Origin of the sequence: Microbispora sp. H10836 (assembly GCF_012999525.1) — a bacterium.
In the GTDB taxonomy this organism is placed as follows: Bacteria; Actinomycetota; Actinomycetes; order Streptosporangiales; family Streptosporangiaceae; genus Microbispora.
Genome location: NZ_JABBWU010000009.1, coordinates 256,076 through 279,463 on the forward strand (window position 1 = coordinate 256,076; position 23,388 = coordinate 279,463).

The 23,388-nt window shown below is 69.4% G+C and carries 14 protein-coding genes, 1 pseudogene and 1 riboswitch; of the genes and pseudogenes, 3 read left to right on the forward strand and 12 right to left on the reverse strand.

Annotated features, from left to right (window positions below; translation table 11 throughout):
- Positions 1 to 208: 208 nt before the first annotated feature.
- On the reverse strand, positions 209 to 799 hold the full coding sequence (locus HHX30_RS18900; protein ID WP_169983282.1) for a hypothetical protein: 591 nt from the start codon (positions 797 to 799) through the stop codon (positions 209 to 211).
- A 44-nt stretch (positions 800 to 843) separates the two neighbouring features.
- Positions 844 to 1,608, reverse strand: a complete 765-nt coding sequence (locus tag HHX30_RS18905; RefSeq protein WP_169983283.1) for an enoyl-CoA hydratase/isomerase family protein — start codon at positions 1,606 to 1,608, stop codon at positions 844 to 846.
- A 114-nt stretch (positions 1,609 to 1,722) separates the two neighbouring features.
- On the opposite strand from HHX30_RS18905, the gene HHX30_RS18910 reads away from it, so the two are divergent.
- A complete protein-coding gene (locus HHX30_RS18910) occupies positions 1,723 to 2,973 on the forward strand; it encodes a DUF5685 family protein (protein WP_169983284.1) in 1,251 nt (416 codons plus the stop codon).
- Between the two features lie 28 nt (positions 2,974 to 3,001).
- On the opposite strand, the gene HHX30_RS18915 is transcribed toward HHX30_RS18910, so the two are convergent.
- Entirely contained in the window at positions 3,002 to 4,042 is a 1,041-nt protein-coding gene (locus HHX30_RS18915; protein WP_169983285.1) for a P1 family peptidase, read from the reverse strand.
- A 95-nt stretch (positions 4,043 to 4,137) separates the two neighbouring features.
- Between HHX30_RS18915 and HHX30_RS18920 the strand changes: the two genes are divergently transcribed.
- Positions 4,138 to 5,706: a hypothetical protein gene (locus HHX30_RS18920; RefSeq protein WP_169983286.1), complete on the forward strand. Its 1,569-nt coding sequence runs from the start codon at positions 4,138 to 4,140 to the stop codon at positions 5,704 to 5,706.
- Between the two features lie 47 nt (positions 5,707 to 5,753).
- Here HHX30_RS18920 and HHX30_RS18925 read toward each other — a convergent pair whose 3' ends face one another.
- From HHX30_RS18925 to HHX30_RS18960, 8 genes are all read right to left on the reverse strand, one after another.
- Positions 5,754 to 6,809 (reverse strand): mechanosensitive ion channel family protein, encoded by a 1,056-nt coding sequence (locus tag HHX30_RS18925; RefSeq protein WP_169983287.1) that lies wholly within the window; start codon positions 6,807 to 6,809, stop codon positions 5,754 to 5,756.
- Positions 6,810 to 6,852: 43 nt separating this feature from the next.
- Complete coding sequence (locus HHX30_RS18930; RefSeq protein ID WP_249350183.1) at positions 6,853 to 7,857, reverse strand: ribonucleotide-diphosphate reductase subunit beta; 1,005 nt, start codon at positions 7,855 to 7,857, stop codon at positions 6,853 to 6,855.
- Positions 7,854 to 10,106, reverse strand: a complete 2,253-nt coding sequence (locus tag HHX30_RS18935) for a ribonucleoside-diphosphate reductase subunit alpha (RefSeq protein WP_169983288.1) — start codon at positions 10,104 to 10,106, stop codon at positions 7,854 to 7,856. The genes HHX30_RS18930 and HHX30_RS18935 overlap by 4 nt, the downstream gene beginning before the upstream one ends.
- Positions 10,107 to 10,247: 141 nt before the next feature.
- Positions 10,248 to 10,488, reverse strand: a riboswitch (cobalamin riboswitch).
- Positions 10,489 to 10,533: 45 nt separating this feature from the next.
- Positions 10,534 to 11,472, reverse strand: a complete 939-nt coding sequence (locus HHX30_RS18940) for a tripartite tricarboxylate transporter substrate binding protein (protein WP_169983289.1) — start codon at positions 11,470 to 11,472, stop codon at positions 10,534 to 10,536.
- 180 nt (positions 11,473 to 11,652) lie between these two features.
- Entirely contained in the window at positions 11,653 to 13,470 is a 1,818-nt protein-coding gene (gene glmS, locus HHX30_RS18945; RefSeq protein ID WP_169983290.1) for a glutamine--fructose-6-phosphate transaminase (isomerizing), read from the reverse strand.
- An 8-nt stretch (positions 13,471 to 13,478) separates the two neighbouring features.
- Complete coding sequence (locus tag HHX30_RS18950) at positions 13,479 to 13,754, reverse strand: hypothetical protein (protein WP_169983291.1); 276 nt, start codon at positions 13,752 to 13,754, stop codon at positions 13,479 to 13,481.
- Positions 13,755 to 15,060: 1,306 nt separating this feature from the next.
- On the reverse strand, positions 15,061 to 15,420 hold the full coding sequence (locus tag HHX30_RS18955; protein ID WP_169983292.1) for a hypothetical protein: 360 nt from the start codon (positions 15,418 to 15,420) through the stop codon (positions 15,061 to 15,063).
- Between the two features lie 583 nt (positions 15,421 to 16,003).
- Positions 16,004 to 21,163 (reverse strand): LamG-like jellyroll fold domain-containing protein, encoded by a 5,160-nt coding sequence (locus HHX30_RS18960; RefSeq protein WP_211592189.1) that lies wholly within the window; start codon positions 21,161 to 21,163, stop codon positions 16,004 to 16,006.
- Positions 21,164 to 21,691: 528 nt separating this feature from the next.
- Here HHX30_RS18960 and HHX30_RS18965 point away from each other — a divergent pair.
- A pseudogene (locus tag HHX30_RS18965) lies at positions 21,692 to 22,532 on the forward strand (IS5 family transposase).
- Positions 22,533 to 22,601: 69 nt separating this feature from the next.
- On the opposite strand, the gene HHX30_RS18970 reads toward HHX30_RS18965, so the two are convergent.
- Positions 22,602 to 23,240, reverse strand: a complete 639-nt coding sequence (locus HHX30_RS18970) for a class I SAM-dependent methyltransferase (protein WP_169983294.1) — start codon at positions 23,238 to 23,240, stop codon at positions 22,602 to 22,604.
- Positions 23,241 to 23,388: the final 148 nt, after the last annotated feature.

A 23,388-nucleotide genomic window follows, 5' to 3' on the forward strand; every position in this document is an offset into this window, starting at 1 on the left:
CTGTGCGGGGGTGGGAGGAATACGAGCCCCACAGCGGTCGCTCAGGCACCGTCGAGGCGGCCGAAGACCCGGCCGGCATCTTCCACGTCACCCACGAGGATCACGTGCGCCTGCCAGGGCGTCACGAAGCGTTGCGTCGGTCGTGGGCCCTGCGTCGTGGGCCCTGCGTCGTGGGCCCTGCGTCGTGGGCCCTGCGTCGTGAGCGCGCTCAGCGGCCGTTGATCCGCCACATGGGCTCGACCACGGTCCACTGGGCCTCCCACACCCTGCGGGCCCGGCGCTGGTTGACCAGGCGGGTGCAGGTGGCCAGCAGCGCGAGGATCGCGGCGGCGGCCAGCGGCACGCCCGTGCCGACGGTCAGCGCGGCGACCACCGTGGTCTCCCGGTCCTGTGGCCGGGGCGCGATCACGCCGTCGTCGTCGGTCCAGATGCGCACCGTGTCGCCCGCCCGCCTGCTGGGAGGGACCTCGATGACCCCGGCCTTCGCCGTGCCGTCGGGGGCCACCCAGGCGGCCTGGGCGTGCCCCACCGCCGCTCCGGCCACCGACAGCCGGGGCGCCGTCACATCGCCCGTCAGCGTGGCGACGACCTGATGCCGGTCGTGCGCCTGCTGGGCCTCGGTCCTCAGGCCCTTGCCGTACTCGCGGATGCCGAGCATCACGCCGAACACGATCGCGACCACGACTCCCAGCACCGCGGCAAGCCGGACCACCGCTTCGACCCGGTCGCACCGGCGCCGAAGCGGATTCCTGTCTAGTCCCAGCCAGCGAGCGAGCCTGGCGAATAGATTCTGCGACATCTCACACCTCACAGGGTCATTACCACTGCGAGTCCCGTTTATGCCTATTTTGCATCCCAAGAGAATCCAGGGGAACGCCCCTCCCGATATGCCCGGACGCCTTCGGCCAATTCGCCGCTCTCCCGCGCCTCCCGCTGCCAGGCGCGCACCTCGGCCTCCCCGGCCCGGCCGTCGATGATCTGCTTGGCGGCCGCCAGCGTGAGCCGGGACCTGCCGGCCATCGTGGCCGCCAGGCCGTACACGCGCTCGCGCAGATCCTCCGGCGGGCACACCTCGTCGACGAGGCCGGTACGCAAGGCGTGATCTGCGGTGATGAGCTCGGCCGAGAAGAGCAGGAGCTTCGCCGTGGCGGGCCCGGCGATCTCGGCGAGCCGCCGCGTGGAGCTGAGCGGGTAGACGATCCCGAGCTTGGCCGGGGTGACGCCGAAGCGGGCCCCGGCCGCCGCGACGCGCAGATCGCACGCGAGCGCGAGCTGGCATCCGCCGCCGACGCAGTATCCCTCGATCATCGCGATCACGGGTTTGGGAAAGGTCACCAGCGCGCGCTCCGCGACAACGGTGAGACCGGTGTCATCGTTGTTATCCCCAAGCTCATGAATTTCCGAAATATCGGCACCAGAACAGAAAGTTTCCCCGGCTCCGGTAAGGACGAGGACACGTACCTTCGGGTCCGCGGCGAGATCCGCCAGGATGCCCGGCAGGGCCCGCCACATGGCCGCGGTCACGGCGTTGCGCTTGGCGGGCCGGTTGAGGGTGAGGGTGGCGACGTACTGCTCGATGGTCAGTTCGAACCCGTCGGTAACTTCCATTCCTCGATTGTGCAGGCCGCCCGCCCGGCTCCTCCGGCAGGGTCCCGGCCCCTGATGGCATAATCGCCGCGCAACGGGATGATCCCGTACGCATGACCCCCAAGGAGTCTCTGGGTGTTCGGGATCCTCCGGCCGTGTGCCCGCCACTCCTGCCCGTCCGTCCACGAAGCCTGGCGCGCGCACCTGTGCGGGCTCTGCCTGACGTTGCGGGACCGGCACGGGCAGCTGGCCCGCATGGCGACCAACTACGACGGCCTCATCCTGTCCGTGCTGACCGAGGCCCAATCGCGGGCCCAACCACGAACACAGCCACGGACGGGGGGCGGGCCGAACCGGCGGACCGCCGGGCCCTGCGCGCTGCGCGGCTTCCGCTCGGCGGAGGTGGTGCGGTCGGACGACCGGGGCGCCCGCCTGGCCGCCGTGGTCTCGCTGGCCCTGGCCGCCGGCAAGATCCGCGACCACGCGTCCGACGGCGACGGGATCGCGGCCCGGCGCGTGGCCGGCGTCCCGATGCGCGCGACGGCCGCCGCCTGGGCCTCCGCCGCCCGGCGCGGCGCGGAGGCGATCGGCTTCGACACGACCGTCCTGACCGAGGTCTCCGCCCGCCAGGCGCTGCTGGAGGCGTCCCCCGGGCGCGCCCTGCTCGACGTCACCGAGCCCACCGAGACCGCCGTGGCCGCGGCCTTCGCGCACACGGCCGTGCTCGCGGGCCGGCCCGGCAACGCCGAGAGCCTGCGCGAGGCCGGGCGCTTCTTCGGCCGGATCGCGCACGTGATCGACGCGGTGGAGGACCTCGCCGAGGACCGGGCGCGCGGGGCGTACAACCCCCTCGACGCGACCGGCACCTCCCCCGCACAGGCGCGGCGCGTGTGCGAGGAGGCGCTGCACGGCCTGCGCCTCGCCGTACGCGACCTCGATCTGGAGGAGCGGCACCTGGTCGAGGCGCTGCTGTGCGGCGAGACCCGGCGTGCCGTCGACCGGGCCTTCGGGACGCGCGCCCACGGCGCCGCCTGCTCGACGCGCCACGCGCCGGCCGGGGAATCCCCCACGGCGCCGTCCGGCGCCCCGCCCGACGGGCCGCCCGAACCCCTCGGGCGGCCGCCGGGCGTACCCCCGGGGATCGCGCTGACGGCCGCCGCCGGAGCGGCGATCTTCCTGACCTGCGGGCTCTACCGCCCTCCGTGGAGCACCTACCGGAGCGCGCCGTGGCACGACCGCTGCTTCTGCGACCGGTGCGACTGCTGCCCCGACTGCTCGGGATGCTGCGACGGCTGCTCGGCATGCTCCGACTGCTGCTCCGGCGACGGTTGCTGTGGAGACGGCTGCTGCTGCGGGGACGGGTGCTGCTGCGACTGCGGCTCCTAACCGCTCCGCGTGGCCGTGCCGGCGGCGCTCAGGCGGGCGTGGTCCGGCCGGCCGCGCCCGGGAGCCGGTCGTAGGGGACCGCATGGCTCGTCCGGCCGCGGAAACCGGTGGTCGTGGTCGCGGTGAACAGGGAGTTGAGCAGTGCCTCCTCGACCGCGTCCATGACCCCGGCGAAGACGGGGTTCAGCGCCTCGTCCGGCACGAGCGGGAGCCGCGGCGACGCCGTGGTGAAGGCGATCGCGTAGTCGCCGCTGCCGTTGGAGTACGACGCGCCCACACGGCCCATCGCGAAGACCGCCCGGCGGGCGAGGCGGCCGAGCCGGCGCGCGTCGAGCGGCGCGTCGGTGGCCACCACGATCATGCAGGAGCCGCCGGTCTGCTCGTGCCGAACGGCCCCCGGGATGAGTTCGCCGACCGGCATCGGGACACCGCGGACGGTCAGCACGCCGCCGAAGTTGGCCTGGACGAGCACGCCGACCGTGACCTGAGCCCCGTCCACCACCTGCCGCCGGGAGGAGGTGCCGATGCCGGCCTTGAACCCCAGGGCCGTCGTCCCGGTCCCCGCCCCCACGCAGCCCTCCCCGGGCAGCCCGCCGGACGCTCCCTCCAGCGCGTCGAGAACGTGCCGTTCGGTGATCGGGCGGCGCCGGATGTCGGACAGGAAGCCGTCGTTGGTCTCTCCCACCAGGGGATTGAAGGAGAGTCCGTCCGGGCGGCGGTCCATGAGATAGGTGAGCAGCGCGTCGGCGGCCCGGAACACCGACAACGTGGCGGTCAGGACGACGGGTGACTCCAGCACGCCGAGTTCGTCGATCTGGGTCGAGCCGACCAGCTTGCCGTACCCGTTGCCGGCGTAGACGGCCGCGGGCAGCCCCCGGCGCCCGGCGATCAGCTGGTGGGGGACGACGGCGGTGACCCCGGTGTGGAGGTCGGCGCCGTCGTCGATCGTGGTGTGACCCACCAGGACCCCGTCGACGTCGGTGATCGCGTTCAGCGGGCCGGTCGGCGACGGGCCGACGACGACGCCCAGCGAGCGCGCCCGCACGCGCCCGTTCGGATGGTTGCCCATGACGCTCCCTCTTCCCCGGTGTCACGCTCTCCGCGGCAGGCGGGCCGGTCCGCCGCGGCGCCGGCCCTCGCGAAGATCGACGGTATCGTCGGCCCATGGGAAGATCACGGCCCCCCTTCCGCCGGCTCACCCCCGCCGAGCGACGCCTGTGGGACGCCTACCCCACCGGCGCCTGGGTCGACCTCCGCCACGGCCGGGAGACGGACTCCTCGTCCGGCGGCACGTGGGGCCGCTCCCGGGTGGTCCGCGCCGAGGTGATCTCCGCCCTGGTGCTCGACCGGACCGCCGGCGGATCGTCCTCGGTGCCGGGTGTCCGGCTCGCCGGGGCCCGGATCGCCGGCGATCTCAACCTGTCCGACGCCACGATCGAGACGAAGGTCCATCTGCTCGACTGCCACATCGCCGGAACGGTCTCGCTCGCCGACGCCAAGACCAGGGGCGTACGGCTGCGACGCTGCGACGTCCTCCACTTCCGCGCCAGCCGCGCCACGGTCGACGGGCTCCTCGACCTCGACGGATCGGTCGTCCACGCGGGGGTGCGCCTGGACAACGCCCACGTGACCGGGCAGCTCCGGCTCTCCGGCACCCGGCTGGGCACCCCCGGCGCCATGCCGTACCGGGCGCCGGCGGCGGCGCCGTGGGAGCTGGGCGGCTGGAACGGGCCGGAGGGATCGGAGGAGCCGCGGACCTGGGAGTCGGTCGCGCTGTGGGCCGGCGGGCTCGTGGTGGACGGCAGCGCCTTCCTGCGCGACATGCGGGCCACCGGCGGGCTGCGGCTGATCGGCGCACGCTTCTCCAGCGGGCTCTACCTCCAAGGCGCCGTCGTGACGGTGGGCGGCACGCCCGCCGTCCACGCCGACCACCTGCAGGCCGCCGCGGCCGAACTCGGCGCGGGTTTCACCGCCGACGGCACCGTACGGCTGCGCGGCGCGCGCATCGGCGGGGTCCTGTCGTTCCACGGCGCGGTGCTGCGGGCGCCGGGCCGGGTGCTGCACCTGAGCCACATGCAGGCCGACGAGCTCATCCTGTTACCCGAGTCGATCGAGGGCGAGGTCAACCTCGGCTACTCACGTCTGGGGGTGCTGTTCGACCGTCCGGAGAGTTACCCGGGCGACGTGCGGCTCAACGGGCTGACGTACGAGTCGCTGCGCGGGCCCGCGACCCTCGCGGACCGGCTCTCCTGGCTGCGGCGCGACCCCGGAGGCTACCTGCCCCAGCCGTACGAGCAGCTGGCGGCCTACTGCCGGCGCATCGGGCACGAGCCGGACGCGCGCCGGGTGCTGCTGGCCCGGCAGCGGGCGCGGCGGCGTACGCTGCGGCTGCCCGGGCGGCTGTGGGGCCGCCTGCTCGACGGGCTCGTCGGGTACGGCTACCGGCCCTGGCTCGCCGGCCTGTGGGCCGCGCTGCTCCTCGCGACGGGCACGGCGATCTTCACGCGGTGGCCACCGCATCAGATCGGGCTGGACGAGTCGCGCCACTTCAACGCGTTCGTCTACACGCTCGACCTGCTCGTGCCGGTGAGCGTGTTCGAGCAGCGGGGCGCCTGGGAGCCGGCCGGATGGACCCAGTGGCTGGCGAACGGGCTGGTCGCGGCCGGGTGGATCCTCGCGACCGCGCTCATCGCGGGCGCGAGCAGGCTCCTGCGCCCGTCCAGCACCCCCTGACACCGCCGCCAGTCGCACGGCCCGGTTCGAGAGACCGGACGAGACGCTCAGCGTGCCGGGGTTTCGAGGCGCAGGCGTGGCAGGCTCTCGGGGTACTTCTCGCGGATGAACTTCACCAGGTGCTCCCGGATGTCGCAGCGCAGGTCGAAGGCGCTCGCCGAGTCGGCCGCGCTCATCAGCGCGCGCAGCTCGACCAGTCCCTCCGGGGTGATGTCGGTGACCTGCAGCGTCCAGTCCTTCTGGTCCCACAGCGGGTTCTCCCGCAGCGCCCGGTAGAGCTCGGTGCGGACCTCCTCGACCGGGATCGACCAGTCCACGCGGAGGTACACACTGCCGAGGATGCGGCTCTCGTGGCGCGTCCAGTTCTCGAAGGGGTTGGCGGTGAAGTAGGACACCGGCAGGATGAGCCGCCGCTCGTCCCACAGGCGCAGCGCCACATAGGTGAGGGTCAGCTCCTCGATGCGGCCCCACTCGTCCTCCACCACGACCACGTCGTCGAGCCGCAGCGCGTCACTGAAGGCCAGCTGTAGCCCGGCCAGCATGTTGCCGAGCGTGGACTGGGCCGCGATGCCTCCCACCACGCCGGCGATCCCCGCGGAGGCGAGCAGCCCCGCGCCCAGGGCTCGCACCTGCGGAAACGTGAACAGCATCGCCCCCAGCGCGAGCACCACGACGACCGCCGCCGACACCCGGCGCACCAGCGCGATCTGGGTGCGGATGCGCCGGGCGCGGCGGTTGCGCTCGCCCTCGACCCGCGTGAGCCGGTCGAGGACGACGTCGGTCACCGCGTACGCCGCCTGGATCAGCAGCCAGGTCACGCAGGCGATCAGCAGCAGCGAGAGCATCTGCTGGAAGCCGCGCGAGTCCGACCCGGGCATGTCCGGGTCGTAGGCGGCCTTGACGGTGCCCACCACGGCCGAGGCGAACCCCGGCCAGGTGCACCGGCGCGCGAACGGCCCGGCGAGCGCCCATCGCTCCCCTATGAGGCGTGATTTCAGCACCCGCCGGACCAGTTCCACCGCGACGATCGCGGCGGTCACGGCGATCGCCAAGGTCGCCCAGTTCCACGCTGCCGCTGTGACGGCGCCCCCTGTCGTCGTCATGGGGTTCCCTTTGCCCTTTTCGGGAGCGCCGAAAACAGACAGATCAGAAGGCCTCGTCGAAACTGACGTCACCCTCGACGGCCACCTGGTAGGCCGAGACCCGGCGCTCGAAGAAGTTCGCCAGCTCCTGCACGTCCTGGAACTCCATGAACGGGAAGGGGTTGTCCGTGCCGTACCGGACGGGCAGGCCGAGCCGGGCGAGCCTGCGGTCGGCGACGTACTCCAGGTAGCGCCGCATGTTGCCGGCGCTCATCACGCCGTGCCCGTCGCCGCACAGGTCGCGGGCGAAGGCGAGCTCGGCGGCGACCGCCTCCTCCAGCATCCGCGTCACCCGGGCCGCCAGCTCGTCGTCGAACAGGTCCGGCTCCTCGCGGCGTACGGTGTCCACCACGTCGAAGGCGAACTCCATGTGCATCGACTCGTCGCGGAACACCCAGTTCGTGCCGGTCGCCAGGCCGCCGAGCAGGCCGCGCGAGCGGAACCAGTAGACGTACGCGAAGGCGCCGTAGAAGAACAGCCCCTCGATGCAGGCGGCGAAGCAGATGAGGTTGAGCAGGAAGGCCCGCCGGTCCTCCCGGGTCTCCAGCCGGCTCAGCTCGCTGATCGAGTCGATCCAGCGGAAGCAGAACTCGGCCTTGTCGCGGATCGACGGGATGTGCTCGACCGCGGCGAACGCCTTGACCCGCTCGTCGTGGTCGGGCAGGTAGGTGTCCAGCAGGGTCAGGTAGAACTGGACGTGCACCGCCTCCTCGAACAGCTGGCGGCTCAGGTAGAGCCGCGCCTCCGGGGCGTTCACGTGCTGGTAGAGGTTCAGCACCAGGTTGTTGGCCACGATCGAGTCCCCGGTCGCGAAGAACGCCACGAGCCGGTTGATCAGGTGCCGCTCCCCCTCGTCGAGGGTCGCGAGGTCGGCGAGGTCGGAGGCGAGGTCGACCTCCTCGACCGTCCAGGTGTTCCTGATCGCCGCGCGGTACCTCTCGTAGAACCCGGGGTAGCGCATCGGGCGCAGGGTCAGATCCATGCCCGGGTCGAGCAGCATCGTTCTCATTGGCATGCCTCGCAGATCTCCGGGTTCTCAAGGGAGCGGTTTTCCAGGGAGCAGGCGACGGCCCCTTCATCGGGCACGGCGGGGGTGACGGCCGGCACGGTCGTCTGGGCGATCCGCGTCGCCGGGCGGGAGCGCAGGTAGTAGGTGGTCTTCAGGCCCGACCGCCAGGCGTAGGCGTACATCGAGGAGAGCTTGCCGATGGTGGGGGCGGCCAGGAAGAGGTTGAGGGACTGCGACTGGTCGATGTACGGCTGCCGCGCGGCGGCCATGTCGATCAGCGCCTTCTGGGGAAGCTCCCAGGCGGTGCGGTAGAGCGTCTTCAGCTCGCCGGGGATGGCGGGGATGTCCTGGATCGAGCCGTCGTTGAGCTTGATCGCGTCGCGCGTCGGCCGGGTCCACAGGCCCCGCGACTGGAGGTCGCGGACGAGATACCGGTTGACCTGGAGGAACTCTCCCGACAGCGTCTCCCGCTTGAAGACGTTGGACACCTGCGGCTCGACGCACTCGTAGCAGCCGGCGATCGAGGCGATCGTGGCCGTCGGCGCGATCGCGACCAGCAGGGAGTTGCGCAGCCCGGTCTCCGCGATCCTGGCCCGCAGCGCCGCCCACTCCTCCGGGTGCGCCGGGGAGCACGGGTAGTGGTCCGGGTGCAGGACGCCGCCCGCCGCCCGCGTCTGCTCGTACGCCGGGTGGCGCCCGCGCTCGACGGCCAGGTCGGCCGAGGTGCCGTACGCCGCGAGCGCGATCTCCTCGGCGACGCGGGTGGACAGCGCCAGTGCCCCGGGTGAGTCGAACGGCAGGCGCAGCGCGAAGAACACGTCGGCGAGGCCCATGACGCCGAGCCCCACCGGCCGCCACTTCCGGTTGGCCGCCTCCGCCTCCGGCGTCGGGTAGAAGCCGAGGTCGATCGTCCGGTCCAGGAACCGTACGGCGGTGCGGACCGTGGCGCGCAGCCTGCCGAAGTCGACGGCGTCGCCCTCGGGGGTCAGGTGCGCGGCGAGGTTGACCGAGCCGAGGTTGCACACGGCCGTCTCCCCGTCGCTGGTGACCTCCAGGATCTCGGTGCACAGGTTGGACAGGTGGATGACGTTGCCGGGCAGCGCGGTCTGGTTGGAGGTGCGGTTGGCGGCGTCCTTGAACGTCATCCAGCCGTTGCCGGTCTGGGCGAGCGTACGCATCATCCGGGCGTACAGGGCCCGGGCCGGCACCTGCCGGACGTATCGCCCGGCGGCCTCCAGCTCGCGGTAGCGGGCGTCGAACGCCTCGCCCCACAGGTCGGTCAGCTCGGGGGCCTTCTTGGGGTCGAACAGCGACCACGTGCCGTCCGCCTCGACCCGGCGCATGAACTCGTCGGGCACCCAGTTGGCCAGGTTGAGGTTGTGGGCGCGGCGCGACTCCTCGCCCGTGTTGTCGCGAAGCTCCAGGAACTCCTCGATGTCGGCGTGCCAGGTCTCCAGGTAGACGCAGGCGGCGCCCTTGCGCCTGCCGCCCTGGTTGACGGCCGCCACCGAGGCGTCGAGCGTGCGCAGCCAGGGGACGATGCCGTTGGACAGGCCGTTGGTGCCCCGGATCAGCGAGCCGCGCGAGCGCACCCGCGTCCAGGCGACGCCGATGCCGCCGGAGTATTTCGACAGCCGGGCCACCTGGCCGTACCGCTCGTAGATGCTCTCCAGCTCGTCGCGGGGCGAGTCGAGCAGGAAGCACGACGACAACTGCGGCCGACGCGCGCCCGAGTTGAACAGCGTCGGCGAGCTGGGCAGGTAGGCCAGCGTGGACATCAGGCCGTACAGCTCGGCCGCCTCGGCCACCGTGGCCGACAGGCCGCAGGCGACCCGCAGCAGGAAGTGCTGCGGGCGTTCGAGCACGCGCCGGGTGACCGGGTGGCGCAGCAGGTAGCGGTCGTAGACCGTGCGCAGCCCGAAGTACTCGAACCGGTCGTCGGCCGCCGTGTCGATCAACGCGTCGAGCGCCCCGGCCTCGTCGGCCACGAACGCGGCGACGGCGTCGCCCAGCAGCCCGGCCGCGTGGGCGGCCGCGACCGACTCGGAGAACGCGCGCACCCCCTCGGCCGCCGCCTCCTCCGCGATCAGCCCGCTCAGCAGCCGGGCCGCCCGGCGCGAGTTCTCCGGGTCGGCGATGACCCCGGCCGCCGCCTCCTCGATGGCCTGCCACACGGCCGCCGCGTCCCGCGCGCCGCCTTCCCCTGACACGGGGTCCGCGGACGCGGAGACCGGGTCGGTGATCGTCATCAGATGCCCTCTCCTCGTCGTCTCCTGGCCCGGCCGGACCGGAGGAGGGGCATGCCGCGGCGCACGCGCACGAGAGGCCAGCAGGTGGCCCGTGGCGGACGGCGGCGAGCCCTCCCTCGGGGCCCGGCGCGGGGCGCGCGCCCATGCGCGCGCGTCACCGGCAGGTCTTCGGACTCGCGGGCGTCCGGCCGGGCTCGCGCCCGCCGGTCCTACTGGCCGTCGCTTCCCGGGCGCGCCGGCGCCCAGTGCTTCACGACATGGTGCATGCAGACACCGTGCCGTGTGACGGCGGTCGTTCCCGCTCACCGCTGCGGGGCAGTCCCGGATTCGCACCGGGTTCCCTCTTGCCTCACCAAGGTGAACCAGCGACGCGATGGATCCTACATCTTGTGGCCCTTCCCGCAACTGCCCCCACAAGTTGTGCTTTTCAGCGGAGTCCGAGATCATTGAGCAGCAGGGCCGTTCGGCGCGCCTCGCCGGTCAGCCATTGCCGGAAGTCGTCGCCGTCGAGCCACATCGGCGTCCAGTCGTTGCGTTCGCACAGGCTCCGCCACCCCGGGGTGGCGGTGACGGCCCGGCACAGGTCGAGCAGGGCGTCCTGCCCGGGCGTGCCGCGCGGAGCGACCAGCCCGGTCCAGTCGGCGTACACGACGCGTACGCCCGACTCCGACAGCGTCGGCGCGTCCACCCCGGGCAGCCGTTCGGCGGAGGAGACGGCGAGCGGCCGCAGCCGTCCGGCGCGGACGTGGGGGGCGACCTCGCGCCTGCTGCCGAACCCGAGCGCGACCCGCCCGTCGAGGACCGCGGCGACGGCCTGCGCTCTGCTGCCGAACGCGACGTAGTCGAGCAGCCGCGGGTCGGCCCCCAGGCCCTGCGCGGTCATACCGAGCAGCAGGTGCTCCGGCCCCCGGTCGGCGCCGCCGGCCACCCTGGGGCCGCCCGGGTGGCGCAGCAGCGCGGCGGCGAACTGCTCGAACGTGCGGTAGCCCGATTCGGGCGAGGCGACGAGCACCTCCCACTCCCCCGCCAGCCGCGCGAGCGGGACGGCCCTGGCGACCAGGAGCGGGTCGCGGGCCAGCGCGCAGGCGGCGAGCAACGCGGAATCGGCGACCACCAGGCCGGTCCGCGGCCCGGCCGGCCGGGCGAGGGCCGCCCCGCCGCCGGCCTCCCACCTGATCTGGACGGCCCGGGCCCAGCCCCGCCCCTCGACGAGGGCCTTGAACCCGGCGGCGACGCCGTCCCCGCACCCGCCCGGCGGACGGGGGACGGTCAGGGACAACTCCCCCCACCGGCGCGGCGGCGCCTGGACGCCGCACGCGCCCGCGAGGGCCAGGACCCCCAGCGCGAGGACCGTACGGCGTCGCATGTCGGCACCCTCCTGCCCGAAGAGTCCCTTACACGCACAGACTATGAGTAACTACACCATGTCACCACATAACGGACGTTAGGGCTGCGGCGATCGATACCCCTCCGCGCCGGACACTCGCGCACGCACGCCCGTACGGCCCGCGCCGGGCGGGCGCGGGCCGTACGGGATGAACGGGTCCTACTCGACCGTCACGCTCTTGGCGAGGTTGCGCGGGCGGTCGACGTCGCGGCCGAGGGCGACGGCGGCGTGGTAGGCGAACAGCTGCAGCGGGATCGTGAGCAGGATGGGGTCGAGCTCGACCTCGTTCTTGGGCACCACGATGCAGTCGTCGGCCGCCTCGGAGGTGCGGTGGCCGACCATGAGGATGCGCCCGTGCCGGGCCCGGATCTCGCCCAGCGTGGTGAGGTTCTTGTCCAGCAGCTCGTCGTCCGGGACGATCGCGACCGTCGGCAGCTCGGGGCTGATCAGCGCGAGCGGGCCGTGCTTGAGCTCGCTCGCCGGGTACGCCTCGGCGTGGACATAGGAGATCTCCTTGAGTTTCTGGGCGCCCTCGCGGGCCACCGGGTAGCCGCGCACCCGGCCGACGAACATCATGCCCGGCGAGTCGGCGTACTTCTTCGCCAGCTCCCTGATCCGGTCCTCCAGCGTGAGGATCTCCTTGATCTGCTCGGGCAGCCGGCGCAGGCCCTCGCAGATCCTGCGCCCGTCGGCCGGCGACAGGTCGCGTACGCGGCCGAGGTGCAGGGCGAGCAGCGCGAACGCCACGGCCGTGGAGGTGAACGCCTTGGTCGAGGCCACCGAGACCTCGGGACCGGCGTGCAGGTAGATGCCGCCGTCGGTCTCCCTGGCGATGGCGCTGCCGACGGTGTTGACGATGCCGAGCACCCGGCCGCCCTTGCGCTTGAGCTCCTGCACCGCCACGAGCGTGTCGTACGTCTCACCCGACTGGCTGATCGCGACGTACAGCGTGTCGGGCTCCACGACGGGGCTGCGGTAGCGGAACTCGGAGGCGGGCTCGGCGTCGGCGGGGATGCGGGCCAGCTCCTCGATGAGCTGCGCGCCCATCTGCCCCGAGTAGTACGCGGACCCGCAGCCGATGATCTTCACGCGGCGGAAGGAACGGATCTCGCGGGCGTCCATGTTGAGGCCGCCGAGGTGGGCGATGTGGAACCGGTCGTCGATGCGGCCGCGCAGCGTGCGGGCGACCGTGTCGGGCTGCTCGGAGATCTCCTTGAGCAGGTAGTGCTCGTAGCCACCGTTGTCGTAGTGCCCGGCGTCCCAGTCGACCGTGAACGGCTCCTTGGCCGTCTCCCTGGCGTCACTGGTGAACGTGTTGAACCCGTCGGCCTTGATGACCGCCAGCTCGCCGTCCTCCAGGTGGACGACCTGGCGCGTGTAGCGGATGAGCGCGGCGACGTCGGACGCGGCGAACATCTCCTTCTCGCCGAGGCCGAGCACGATCGGGCTGCCGTTGCGGGCCACCACGATCTCGCCGGGGCGCTGCTCGTCGATCACGGCGATGCCGTACGTGCCGACCACGCTCTTCAGCGCCCGCAGCACGGCCTCCCGCAGCGACTCGGTCTCCTTGACCATCCGCCCGATGAGCTGCGAGAGCACCTCGCTGTCGGTCTCGCTCTCGAACTTCACGCCCTCGCCCTCCAGGCGGCGGCGCAGCTCGTCGGCGTTCTCGATGATGCCGTTGTGCACGACGGCGATGCGCTGCTCCTGGTCGAGGTGCGGGTGCGCGTTCACGTCACTCGGCGCGCCGTGGGTGGCCCAGCGGGTGTGGCCGATGCCGATCGTGCCCTTGAACTTGGCGGGCACCGCCGCCGCCAGGTCGGCGACCCGGCCCTTGACCTTGCGCGTCTTGAGGCTCTTGGCGTTCACGACGGCGAGGCCGGCCGAGTCGTAGCCCCGGTACTCCAGCCGCTGGAGACCTTCGAGCAGGATGGGCGCCGCATCCTTCGGCCCGACGTAAGCGACGATTCCGCACATAACCGCTCCTATCCGTAAACGATCCGCCGGAGCTGACGCAGGGTCAGCTCCGGTGCCGCGACACGTCTTCCCGCGAGCTCGGCGGAGATTCTGGGGAAGATCTGGTCGTTGGTCAGCCCCCTCGACTTGAGTTCGCCGTGGCGGCGCCGCACGTACTCTTCCGCGGGCTCGCCGAAGTACGCCAGAACGTCGGCCACCACGCGGGCCGCCTCCCCCGGTCCCAGCGACGTGGTCCGGGTGAGGTGGCCGATCAGATCCTCGAAGGGATTCCGTGCCGTGGACACAGAGCAGGACCCTAACGCAGTGCTGATGCCGACTAACAAGTTTCCTGCCCGTTTTCGGGCAGGATCAGTCCGAAGCCCGCCCTGCACCGGCGTCTTTCCGGCCCCTCGGTGACCGGCAGTGCCACATCAAGACCCGGCACACGTCAGGTCGACGCCTTCAGCAGCGGGGCGAAGGAGGCCGCGCCCAGTGCGCAGGGCGCGGTCGACGACGACGCATGAGGCCCGTGCCTCGGCGGTCGAGAACCGCAGGCCCAGCATCACGGTGGTGGCGCGCCCGCCACGCGGTGGCGTCGCCACCGCGTTGCCCGGGGAGTTCTCACCCCGAGCCACTTAGCCGAACTCCGATAGGTGGAAGGCCGTGAAATCCTCGTTCGATCACAGAGGCAGCGGGGTCCCACCGCTCCAAGAACCGGGGGACATGCTGGTCAGCGACGGTCCGGCAACGGGCACGCACGACCACCTGATCCCTGTCGCGAACAGGTGTGATGTCAGCGATGTCGGCGGCCTTCACCAACGGCCCCGCGATGCTGGGCCGCACCACCTCGGGCTGGCCGTACGCGATCCATCCGTCGACGAGCCCCGCGGAGGCAGCGGATCGTAACCGCGACAGATCGAGACCCATCGATTTGAGCATGGTGCCATCGTCGACCCTCAGGGCGGCTACCCAGCTGCGGAACTGCGACAGCTGGTCGTCGTCGTCACATTGGGGTCGATCACGCTTATAGCAGGTCACGCCGCTGGGCCAGTACAGGGGTCTTGTCCTCCAACTGTCAACGCTCCGTCACCACCGAAAGAGACAGAGCCGTTGATGATTGGACAGGCCCGCGTTCTCCCCTTCCCGGTTGGCGAGACAGATGAGTTGGAGGCTGTCGTCGGGATGGGCGCGGTAGTGGTCGACGGCTGCTGCGATGTTGTCCCAGCCGATCATTCGGGGCCAGGCCGATCGCGAGGTTGCGGAAGGTCGCCATGGCCCGTGGGGCGGTACCGGTGCGGACTTTGGAGTGGTCTTCACGGTAGGCGGCGTCGCGGGTGTGGTGCAGAGCCTCCACTGACCAGTGGCCGCGGATGAGCGCGGCGATCTGCACTGTGGTGCCTTCACAGGGTTCAGGTCGGTGATGGCATAGATCGTGACGATGGCACCCACGATCATCAGGGATCGCACTTGTCGTTCAAAAGGCGAAATCAGCGGCCAGGACCCCGCTATGCCGTCCTGTCATCTCATGATCCGAGAACGCAACGGCCCTGTAACCGATCCCCCGGAGCGAGGCCGAACTTCCGCGTCGCCGCGCCCTCCTTTTCCGTGACATCAGCCGACGACATCGATGCTGCGGACGCTTGGTTTGTCGAGCAGGCTGAGTAACTGATCCATACGCCATCCCGTGAGGATGAGGCCATAGATCCTTCCTTCGCGGGCGGCATTTTGGAGCGCGGTGAGGTTGAGACCAAAGCGGCTCAAGGATCTCTCGTCACCTTTCCCCAGACTGCCCACCCATTCGCGAAGCTGACTGGTGACGGAGCCGGACTGGGCTGACGACAGACCAGGAGGGAAACAGCCTACGAAACCGGCGCGCCAGAAAACCGGCTTACTTCCTGGCGCGGGGAGGCCGGAGAACACGAACGATCTGGCCGCCGGCGCGGAGAAATCCGTTACTTCGGACTCCAGCACCGACTCCGTCAGTGGATAGGTGAGTGAAACCAAAGCGACGGAATCGCCCTTCTCAGCCAGTTCCCGGAGCCTAGCCCTGGAGTCAACCTTCGCCGCTGGACTGGGACCGTCTCCACCGCGAAACCCGCGAAGCGCGGGAGTCATGCGGGTACCCGGGAGTACGGAACCGCCAACGACATCACCCCAGAAGATCTGCGTGATCTCATGAGGCCGCCCAGGACCGAAGACAGGTGAGACGGGTTCAACGTAGGCGGTGAGTGACATGGAGAGTGGAGATCTACCGACGTCGTCTATTCCGTCAACGCATACTCGATACTCCGGATATGCCACTTGCAACGCGTTTCCCCATCTGAGACGAATCTGTGCTGGATCCTGAATAGAATAAAGGAGCACAGGGGCGACCAGAGCGATCATCAGGACACCAACCAGCCGGAGCCCCCGAGCCCGGCGCCGCACTGTGCGATTGGATGTATCGGGCATAAATATTCCGGAATCGCCATAATTGGTCATTACGTTCAAATCTCTCACTAAATCGGCCAGGAAGCCGCGCCGGACGGTTCTCCGCCCGGCGCGGCCGACCATCTCAGTCCCACCCGGTCCAGGCCCACTGCCATGGCGAGTGAGCTCGGACCGGCTGCATTGCACGGTCCTGTTTCCCATTTATGGTGACCGTGGCCAGTACCAGCTGCATCACCTTGGAGAATCCGCATTGAATGCCGGCGGTCGTGTCGCAATCGAGCACCACGCCGTAGGGCGGAACCGCAGGGAACCTGACCATCAGCTTTCCTGGGGAGCTCGACACGGAATAGGACTCCGCGTCCCGACTCTCACTCGCACTTCCTCCCGGCGGCCAGGAGACGGACAGACTCCCCTGAACGATTTGGAAGCTGGCCGTACTCGTGAGTCCTAGCTCTATAGATTTAAGCATTGCCTTGTTGTTCTTCTTAAAGGCCTCTGTTGCGGTGATCATAGCAGTCGCATTGTGATCGAAGAGATCCAGCCGTTCGGGCAGCGGATTCATACCCTGCCCTTGTCCGTAGGAGTGCCAGCGGAGGTTGCCGACCACTTCGATTTTCAGACCCTTGATCTTTGTATCCTTGCCATAGACGCTGATCCAGCACGAGCTATTGGTGCAGTTATGCTGGTAGCTGTCCAGGACGTTCGGTTCCGGTGAAACGCCTGCCGCACCGGCGACCTGCGGGCTACCGCCGCTTGTGCACTCGCCCTGATAGTTGCACCCGCCGTCCAGCACCAGGTCGCCGGCCTGTAGGTCTACCTCGGGCACGACCGAGACGAGCTTGGTGTCTCCGCATGATCCTCCGACGTATTCGTAGTCACCCTCGCTGCTCTCCTGCCTTTCCCTGGCGTTCCCGGAGTTGTCGGTGTTCACGGTGGTCCAGCGCTGCTCAACGTGCGCACGAAGATGAATCATGCCGTCGACCGCGTTGTACGCCACCGCATCAGTGACAGTAACATCGGCATCGGCCCGGCTCGCCCCCGCCGCATCCATCGCAGCCTTCGTATTGACGAGAGTTGAGTTGGTCAACGCAAGTTTGGCACTCAGAGGGTTATCCGGAGTAGCGCCCGCCGACCAAACATCCGGTTGATCGCCTTGCAGGACAGAGTTCTGAATGTTGTAGTACGACTTAACCCGGTTGACTAGTGACGCAGTGGTCGCCGTACAGTTCCCACCGACGGGCGTCAGGGTGACGGGGGTGGCGATGGCGGTCTCCCAATCGCCTGCACCGACATGCGTACGAGCGCGCACGCGAACTGTGTATGTCGCACCATTGTCCAGGCCTGTGATCGTCTGAGACGAGAAGTCGGACTTGCCGCTCCAGACTGTGCGGCCCATCTGGTCGACGGCTTCGATGTCGTATCCATCAATCATGGACAACGATCCGGTCTCGTCGGGCAGGCCCCAGGTGACGATCACGCCTCCGTCACCTGCCTGCGCGCTGAGGTGCTTCACCTTGCTGGGCGGCCCAGGCGGTAGGTATTTCACCGTCAGCGCCAGTTGTCCCGTATCGCCGTAGGTCATGATCTGGTCGATGTCCGACTCAAGGAGCAACCAGGCATACTCGTCCCCTGTGATGTCCGCCCGTGCGTCAGCGGCAGGCTTGTTGTACACCGATGCGGGGTTGGCGGTACGTACCACACTCGCTGTGCTACTCCCACTCGATATGCCGTCAGTCAAGCGAGTGATCTTGACTGTGGCGCCTGCGGGACATACTCCTCCCGAGCATACGGGAGTGCCGAAATCGAGAAGCGACTCGATAGTCGTCGCGGCGTCCGGAATTTCGCTGAGATTGACTTTGATTACGCTCGCCATTTTGTCTCCGCTAGTCCCACCGACGCGGATGGCGGTGTCGTCCGCCCACGTGCATGCGGTTCCAGCGCAGGCGTCCGACGCGATTTTCGCCGTCTTGACCGTGAAGTGGTCCTGCCGAAGAGTGACCGGAGTGGTGGCGTAGGTGGGAGGAGGACCTTCGCCCGGAAGGGCGAGACTGAGGGGCGAGGTTTTAGAGGTACAGACGGGGGCCGCTGTTTCATCACCAACGCATGACTGCATCTGCCAGGTGTAGGTGTGACCCGTCTGCACAACACCGTCAGCGAGCCGAATCGATGCGCGATTGCCGCCATTGACTGTGACCTTGCCGATAGGGCTCGCACCTACCGGATTCCCGTTTTCGTACAGGTAGAACTTCGCGGTGACGGGCCCGCCGGACGGGCGGGAGACCATGCCGGTGAGGATCGGATTGGCTGGGTCCGCCAGTCCAGTGTCCGTATCCGTGGGCACGTAGGGCGCATCGGTGGTGATGCGGTAATAGGGGGTTTCGTTGCACATGCGCGGGGTGATGCCGCTCAGACAGGCCTTGACCTTGAACTTGAAGCTGTCCGGGCTGCCCAGCTTGAACTCGTTGCTCACCACCTGGCCGGACGGCGACCCGGTGACGGGCGGGAAGAGCTGCGCCGACGTCCTGCCCGCCGCCTCGTTGGAGGGAGCGCCGGCCTGCCCGGCGGCGTCCACCGCCACGATCCGGTAGTAGTACTGGCCCTGGACCATACCGCTATCGCTGTAGGTCAGCCCGTTCACCGTGGCGACCCGGGTGGCAGCCGACGGGGTGAAGCCAGCGGTCGTCGAACGGTGCACCTGGTAGGTGACCGTACCGCGGTCGTCGTTGGCCGCGCCCCAGGACAAATCAACGGTGTCGGGACCGGCGACTGCGTTCAGCGTCCCCGGAGCGGACGGCGGGTCGTCCACCGTCGACGTGTTGCCGACGGCGGTGTTCATGTCGGACTGGATCTGCCCCTGGGTGAGGACGCCGTTGTAGATCCTCACCTCGTCGATCAGCCCGCCGTAGTACTCGCCCCAGATGCCGTTCCCACCCATGTGCAGGGGCCCGGTGCTCGTGGCGAGGGTGCCGCTGACGTTGCTCTGGGCGACCACGCTGCCGTTGAGGTAGGTCTTGACGACACTGCCGTCGAAGGTGCTGGCGATGTGGCTCCAGGTGCCGGTCGGCAGCGCGCTCGGGCCGCTGACACTGGTGACGCTGCCGCCGATCTGCAGGTAGCTCGTCGGCCCGACGAACGTGCGGCCGACGGTGGTGTTGGAGTAGAGGCCGTAGGACGTGCTGCTGGACGTCTCCTTCATGAGCACCGAGCGCCAGCTCGTGGCGATGGAGGGCTTGACCCACGCCTCGATCGTCATCTTGTTCGTGAGGCGCAGGGAGGGGGAGTCCGGCACGGTCACCATGCTGGAACTGCCGTTGAACGACAACGCCTGGCCGAACTTGCCGGCCGCCCAGCTCGTGCCGCTCGTCGTACCGGCGTTGCCGGTGCCCGACTGGTCGCCCACCGCCGTCCCGGTGCCCTCGTTCATCCCATACGCCGCGACCAGGCCGGGGAAGGGCGTGGTCGACGGAGACGGCGAGGGAGTGGGGCTCGGGCTGGGACTGGCGTCGGGTGACGGGCTGGTCGTGGGCACCGGGATGGGCGTGGTCGGGTCGGAGATCGACACGAGGTAGTCGATCTTCTTACCGTCGACGGAGGTCGACGAGTAGTTGACCTTCACGTCGCTGGTGCGCGAGATGGCGTCGTTGCCGGCGATCGAGTCGATCGACTCCCCTGTCACGGTGGGGATCTCCGGCGGCAGCAGGTAGTTGACGCTCAGCTTCGGCGGAGTCTGACCCGACTCCGTGGAGTTGAACGACCAGTACTGGGCCGTGATGGGGTTCGGGTCGTCGGGCCAGCTGCTGCGAGAGTCCTCCGCCGACTTCAGCTCCACGCCGTAGAACCCGCTCCCGGCCACCCAGTCCTTGACCATCTGGCTGACGTTGAAGCTGGTGACGGCGTTCGACCCGCAGCTCGGTGTGACCGTGACCGTGCCCGTGTCCGAGGTGGACGGCCGCCGGAGGTACGACACGGACAGCCAGGAGGACGTAATCGGCGACGCGGTGATAGTACGGCCCGTGCAGGGACCGGTGTAGGAGCCGAGCAGTTGCAGGGTCGCGGAGTCGACATACTTGCCGGCCAGGGCGCCGGTGTCACTGCCGAAGTCGATATAGGACCGGAAGAAGTCCGGGTAGAGCTTGTTGGTGGTGGTGCACACGCTGCCGCTGCAACGGCGCTCCGCCTGCAAGTAGGTGCCGCTGCCAACGTAGAGAGTCGACCCGGTCGCGTCCCCGGCGCTCGAGCTGGAGGACTGCACCGAGACGTCCCTCGCCAGCGTTAGGGAGACCGTGGGGTCCACGGTGACGGGGTAGGTGGTGTCCTTGTCCGCGAGGAACTCGGCATCCGGTTTGATCACAAGGGTCTGGGCGCCGGTCTTGCCGACCAGCTCGGCGTCGATCCGGCCGCGCGTGTTCGGTGCGGACTTCGCGTCTGTGCTCGGCGCCTCTGTCATGAACGGCTCGGCCGCGGAGGCGACGACCTTGCCCTTGGCGTCGGTGAGCTTCAGCCCGCCCGACTCCGTCTCTCCCAGCTTGAGGCCCTTGACGCGGACGGGAAGGCGGAACTCGACGGGGCCCGTGGGCCGCTCGCGCAGCACCACGTCGTGCCGGAAGCCTGTGGCCAGGGCCGTGACGACCAGATCCGCCTTCACGCCGGACGCGGAGATGTCGTAGATCGCCTTGTTGCCCTCGACACGTGGCTTGGGGAGCATGGTCGGCCAGTCGAGCGCGAACGACTGCCCCTTGTCCGCGCGTTCCAGCGACGCCAGGTGCGTGTCACCGCCGTCGCTTATCTGTACGTCCGCCTTCGACACCTTTGGCCGGAGTGCGCCGTCGCGCTCCTCAAGCGTCGTGTCGATCCAGCGGAACGTGCCATCCGGTTGTTTGACGCGCGCGGGCCCCGCCCAGGTCTCCGTGGTGAGATGAGAGTCGGGATATGCCCAGGTCCAGCTCGTCTCGGTGTCCTTCGACGGCACCGGCACCGGCTTGCCCTGCTTTTTCGCCTCCGCGATCGCCTCACGTAAAGGGGCGTCCGGATCCTTTGGTTTCGGAAACTGCGTCACCGGTGGAGTCGCCTGTTGCGCGGCCGCACCGGGCTCGGACTCGTTGCCCTCCGCCGCCGCTGGTACCCCCGCCGCCAGCACCGCCACAACCAGGGACGCCACCAGGGCGTTGTTACTCCCCGGCCATCGCGCGGGAACCCCCGGTGATACCGGAAGAACGCTACGTGACTTTCTCACAAATACCCCGTTCGAAAGGATGTGGGATGTCACGTGATCTTCTGTCAGCATCGCAAAGACGTACACAACTCCGACGAGTGGAAAGTTTTGACGAATAATCGAGATGGACTCTAGGTGACGGTGAATGTCGGCGAATTAGGAAATCTAAATTTCCCACAGACGTCAACAATGGTCACCAAGCGGGCTTGCAGAGAGCGCTTCACGCACGGGATGACACCGACGCCGCACCATAACGGCGGCGAACTCGGCCTCACGGGCCCTGGCGGCGCGGCGCGCCAGGCGAGGGCCACGAAGAGATCCAGCGTGGCTTCTGCGCTCAGAGGGTGTTTCAGCCCGAAAGATGGCGAAAAGTACCACTTCTTGTGAGTGCCACCACGGCCGCCGTCGAGGCGTCAGAGCGGCTGTGCGCCCCACGGTTCGGATGGGACATCCTCAAGTGCCTTTATGGGCATGTTCTTCTGTTTGATCCTGAGACGCCCGCCATGTACGCATGACGGCACCTGACCGCCACGGCCCCAATTGCCTGACCTGGCCTCCACGCATCTGGGCGAAGCCCCCGCGCAGCGCTACGCCACGGGCATGACCGAACAGCGACCGTACCCCCAGCGATCTGTCCGACGCCCGCTGGAAGCTGATCGAACCCGTACTGACCGCCTGGCGCGCCGAACGCCGGGGCAGAGGCCTGGACATCGGCCGCCCACCCGAGCACGACCTGCGCGCCATCTTCAACGCCATCCTCTATGTCGACCGCACCGGCATCCCCTGGCGCTACCTGCCCCACGACTACCCACCCTGGGCCACCGTCTACGGCTACTTCGCCCACTGGCAGAAAGACGGCGTATTCACCCAGCTCAGCGGCATGCTACGGCGATTAGTCCGCAGCGCCGAGGGCCGCGATCCCGAACCGACCGCCTGCGTGATCGACGCCCAGAGCGTCAATACCTCGACCAACGTCCCCGCCGCCACCCAGGGCATCGACGCGGGCAAGAAGATCGTCGGCCGCAAACGCAGCATCGTCACCGACACCCTCGGACTGCTGCTCGCGGTACTGGTCACCGCCGCCAGCGTGTCCGATCCCACCGCCGGCCGCCACCTGCTCACCCAGGCCGCCGCCACCCACCCCACGATCACCAAGACCTGGGCCGGCAGCGCCTACCGCACCAGCGTCATCGAACACAGCGCCACCCTCGGCATCGACCTGGAAGTCGTCCGCAAAGACCCCGCCACCAGAGGATTCACTCCTCTGCCACGCCGCTGGACCGTGGAACGCACCTTCGGCTGGCTGATGCTCCACCGCCGCCTGGTCCGCGACTACGAAGCCCTGCCTGCCCGCTCCGAAGCCATGATCCACCTCGCCATGATCGACCTCATGGCCCGCCGCCTCACCGGCGAATCCACCCCCACCTGGCGGGGCGCATAATCCGAAGCAAACGGAACCTATGGGATCAAACACCCTCTCAGACCTCCCGCACCGGCTGTCCGCTGGGATCTATCGTCGGCGCATCAGCAGACGGCCCTGGCGGAAGCGCTCGCCTTCTAGAGGCTCACGCTGCATCCGCCCGATCTCGAGGAAATCCGCCTCGCGGGCCAGTTCGGCGAGGTCGTCGATCGGCCAGCGGTACGCCGGCGCCGCCTTGTGGTCGAATTCCGAGACCGGATCGCCCTCGGACTGGAAGAAGCCGAGCAGGAGGACGCCGCCGGGGGCCAGGACGCGGCGGAACTCGGCGAAGTACGGCGGCAGTTCCCGCGGCGGGGTGTGGATGACCGAATACCAGGACAGGATGCCGGCCAGCTCGCCGTCGGCGAGGTCCAGCGCGTGCATGGACCCGACCTCGAAGCGCAGATCGGGATAGGCCTCACGGGCGAGCTCGATCATCCTGGGCGACAGGTCGACGCCGAAGACGTCCAGTCCCAGGCCCCGCAGGTGCTCGGTCACATAGCCGGGGCCGCAGCCGAGTTCGGCCACGGGCCCGGCGCCGGCGGCCCGTACGGACTCCGCGAACGCGGCGAGCATCGCGCGGTCCAGCGGCAGGCGGTCGAGCGAGTCCCGGAAGAGCTCGGCGTAGAGGACGGCGACGGCGTCGTACGCCTCCGCCGTGGCGGTGAGGTAGGAAGCGGATTCGGTCACGGCGGGCGACTCTAGCCCCTCGGCTCACGCCGCGCGCACGGGCCGAAGGGGCCCCGCGGAGCCGCCGGCGACCATGCTCCCGGTCGTGATCGTCCGCCGCCTCGTCGCGGGGTGCGAGCCCGGCCGGGGGCGGATCAGGAGCCCCGAT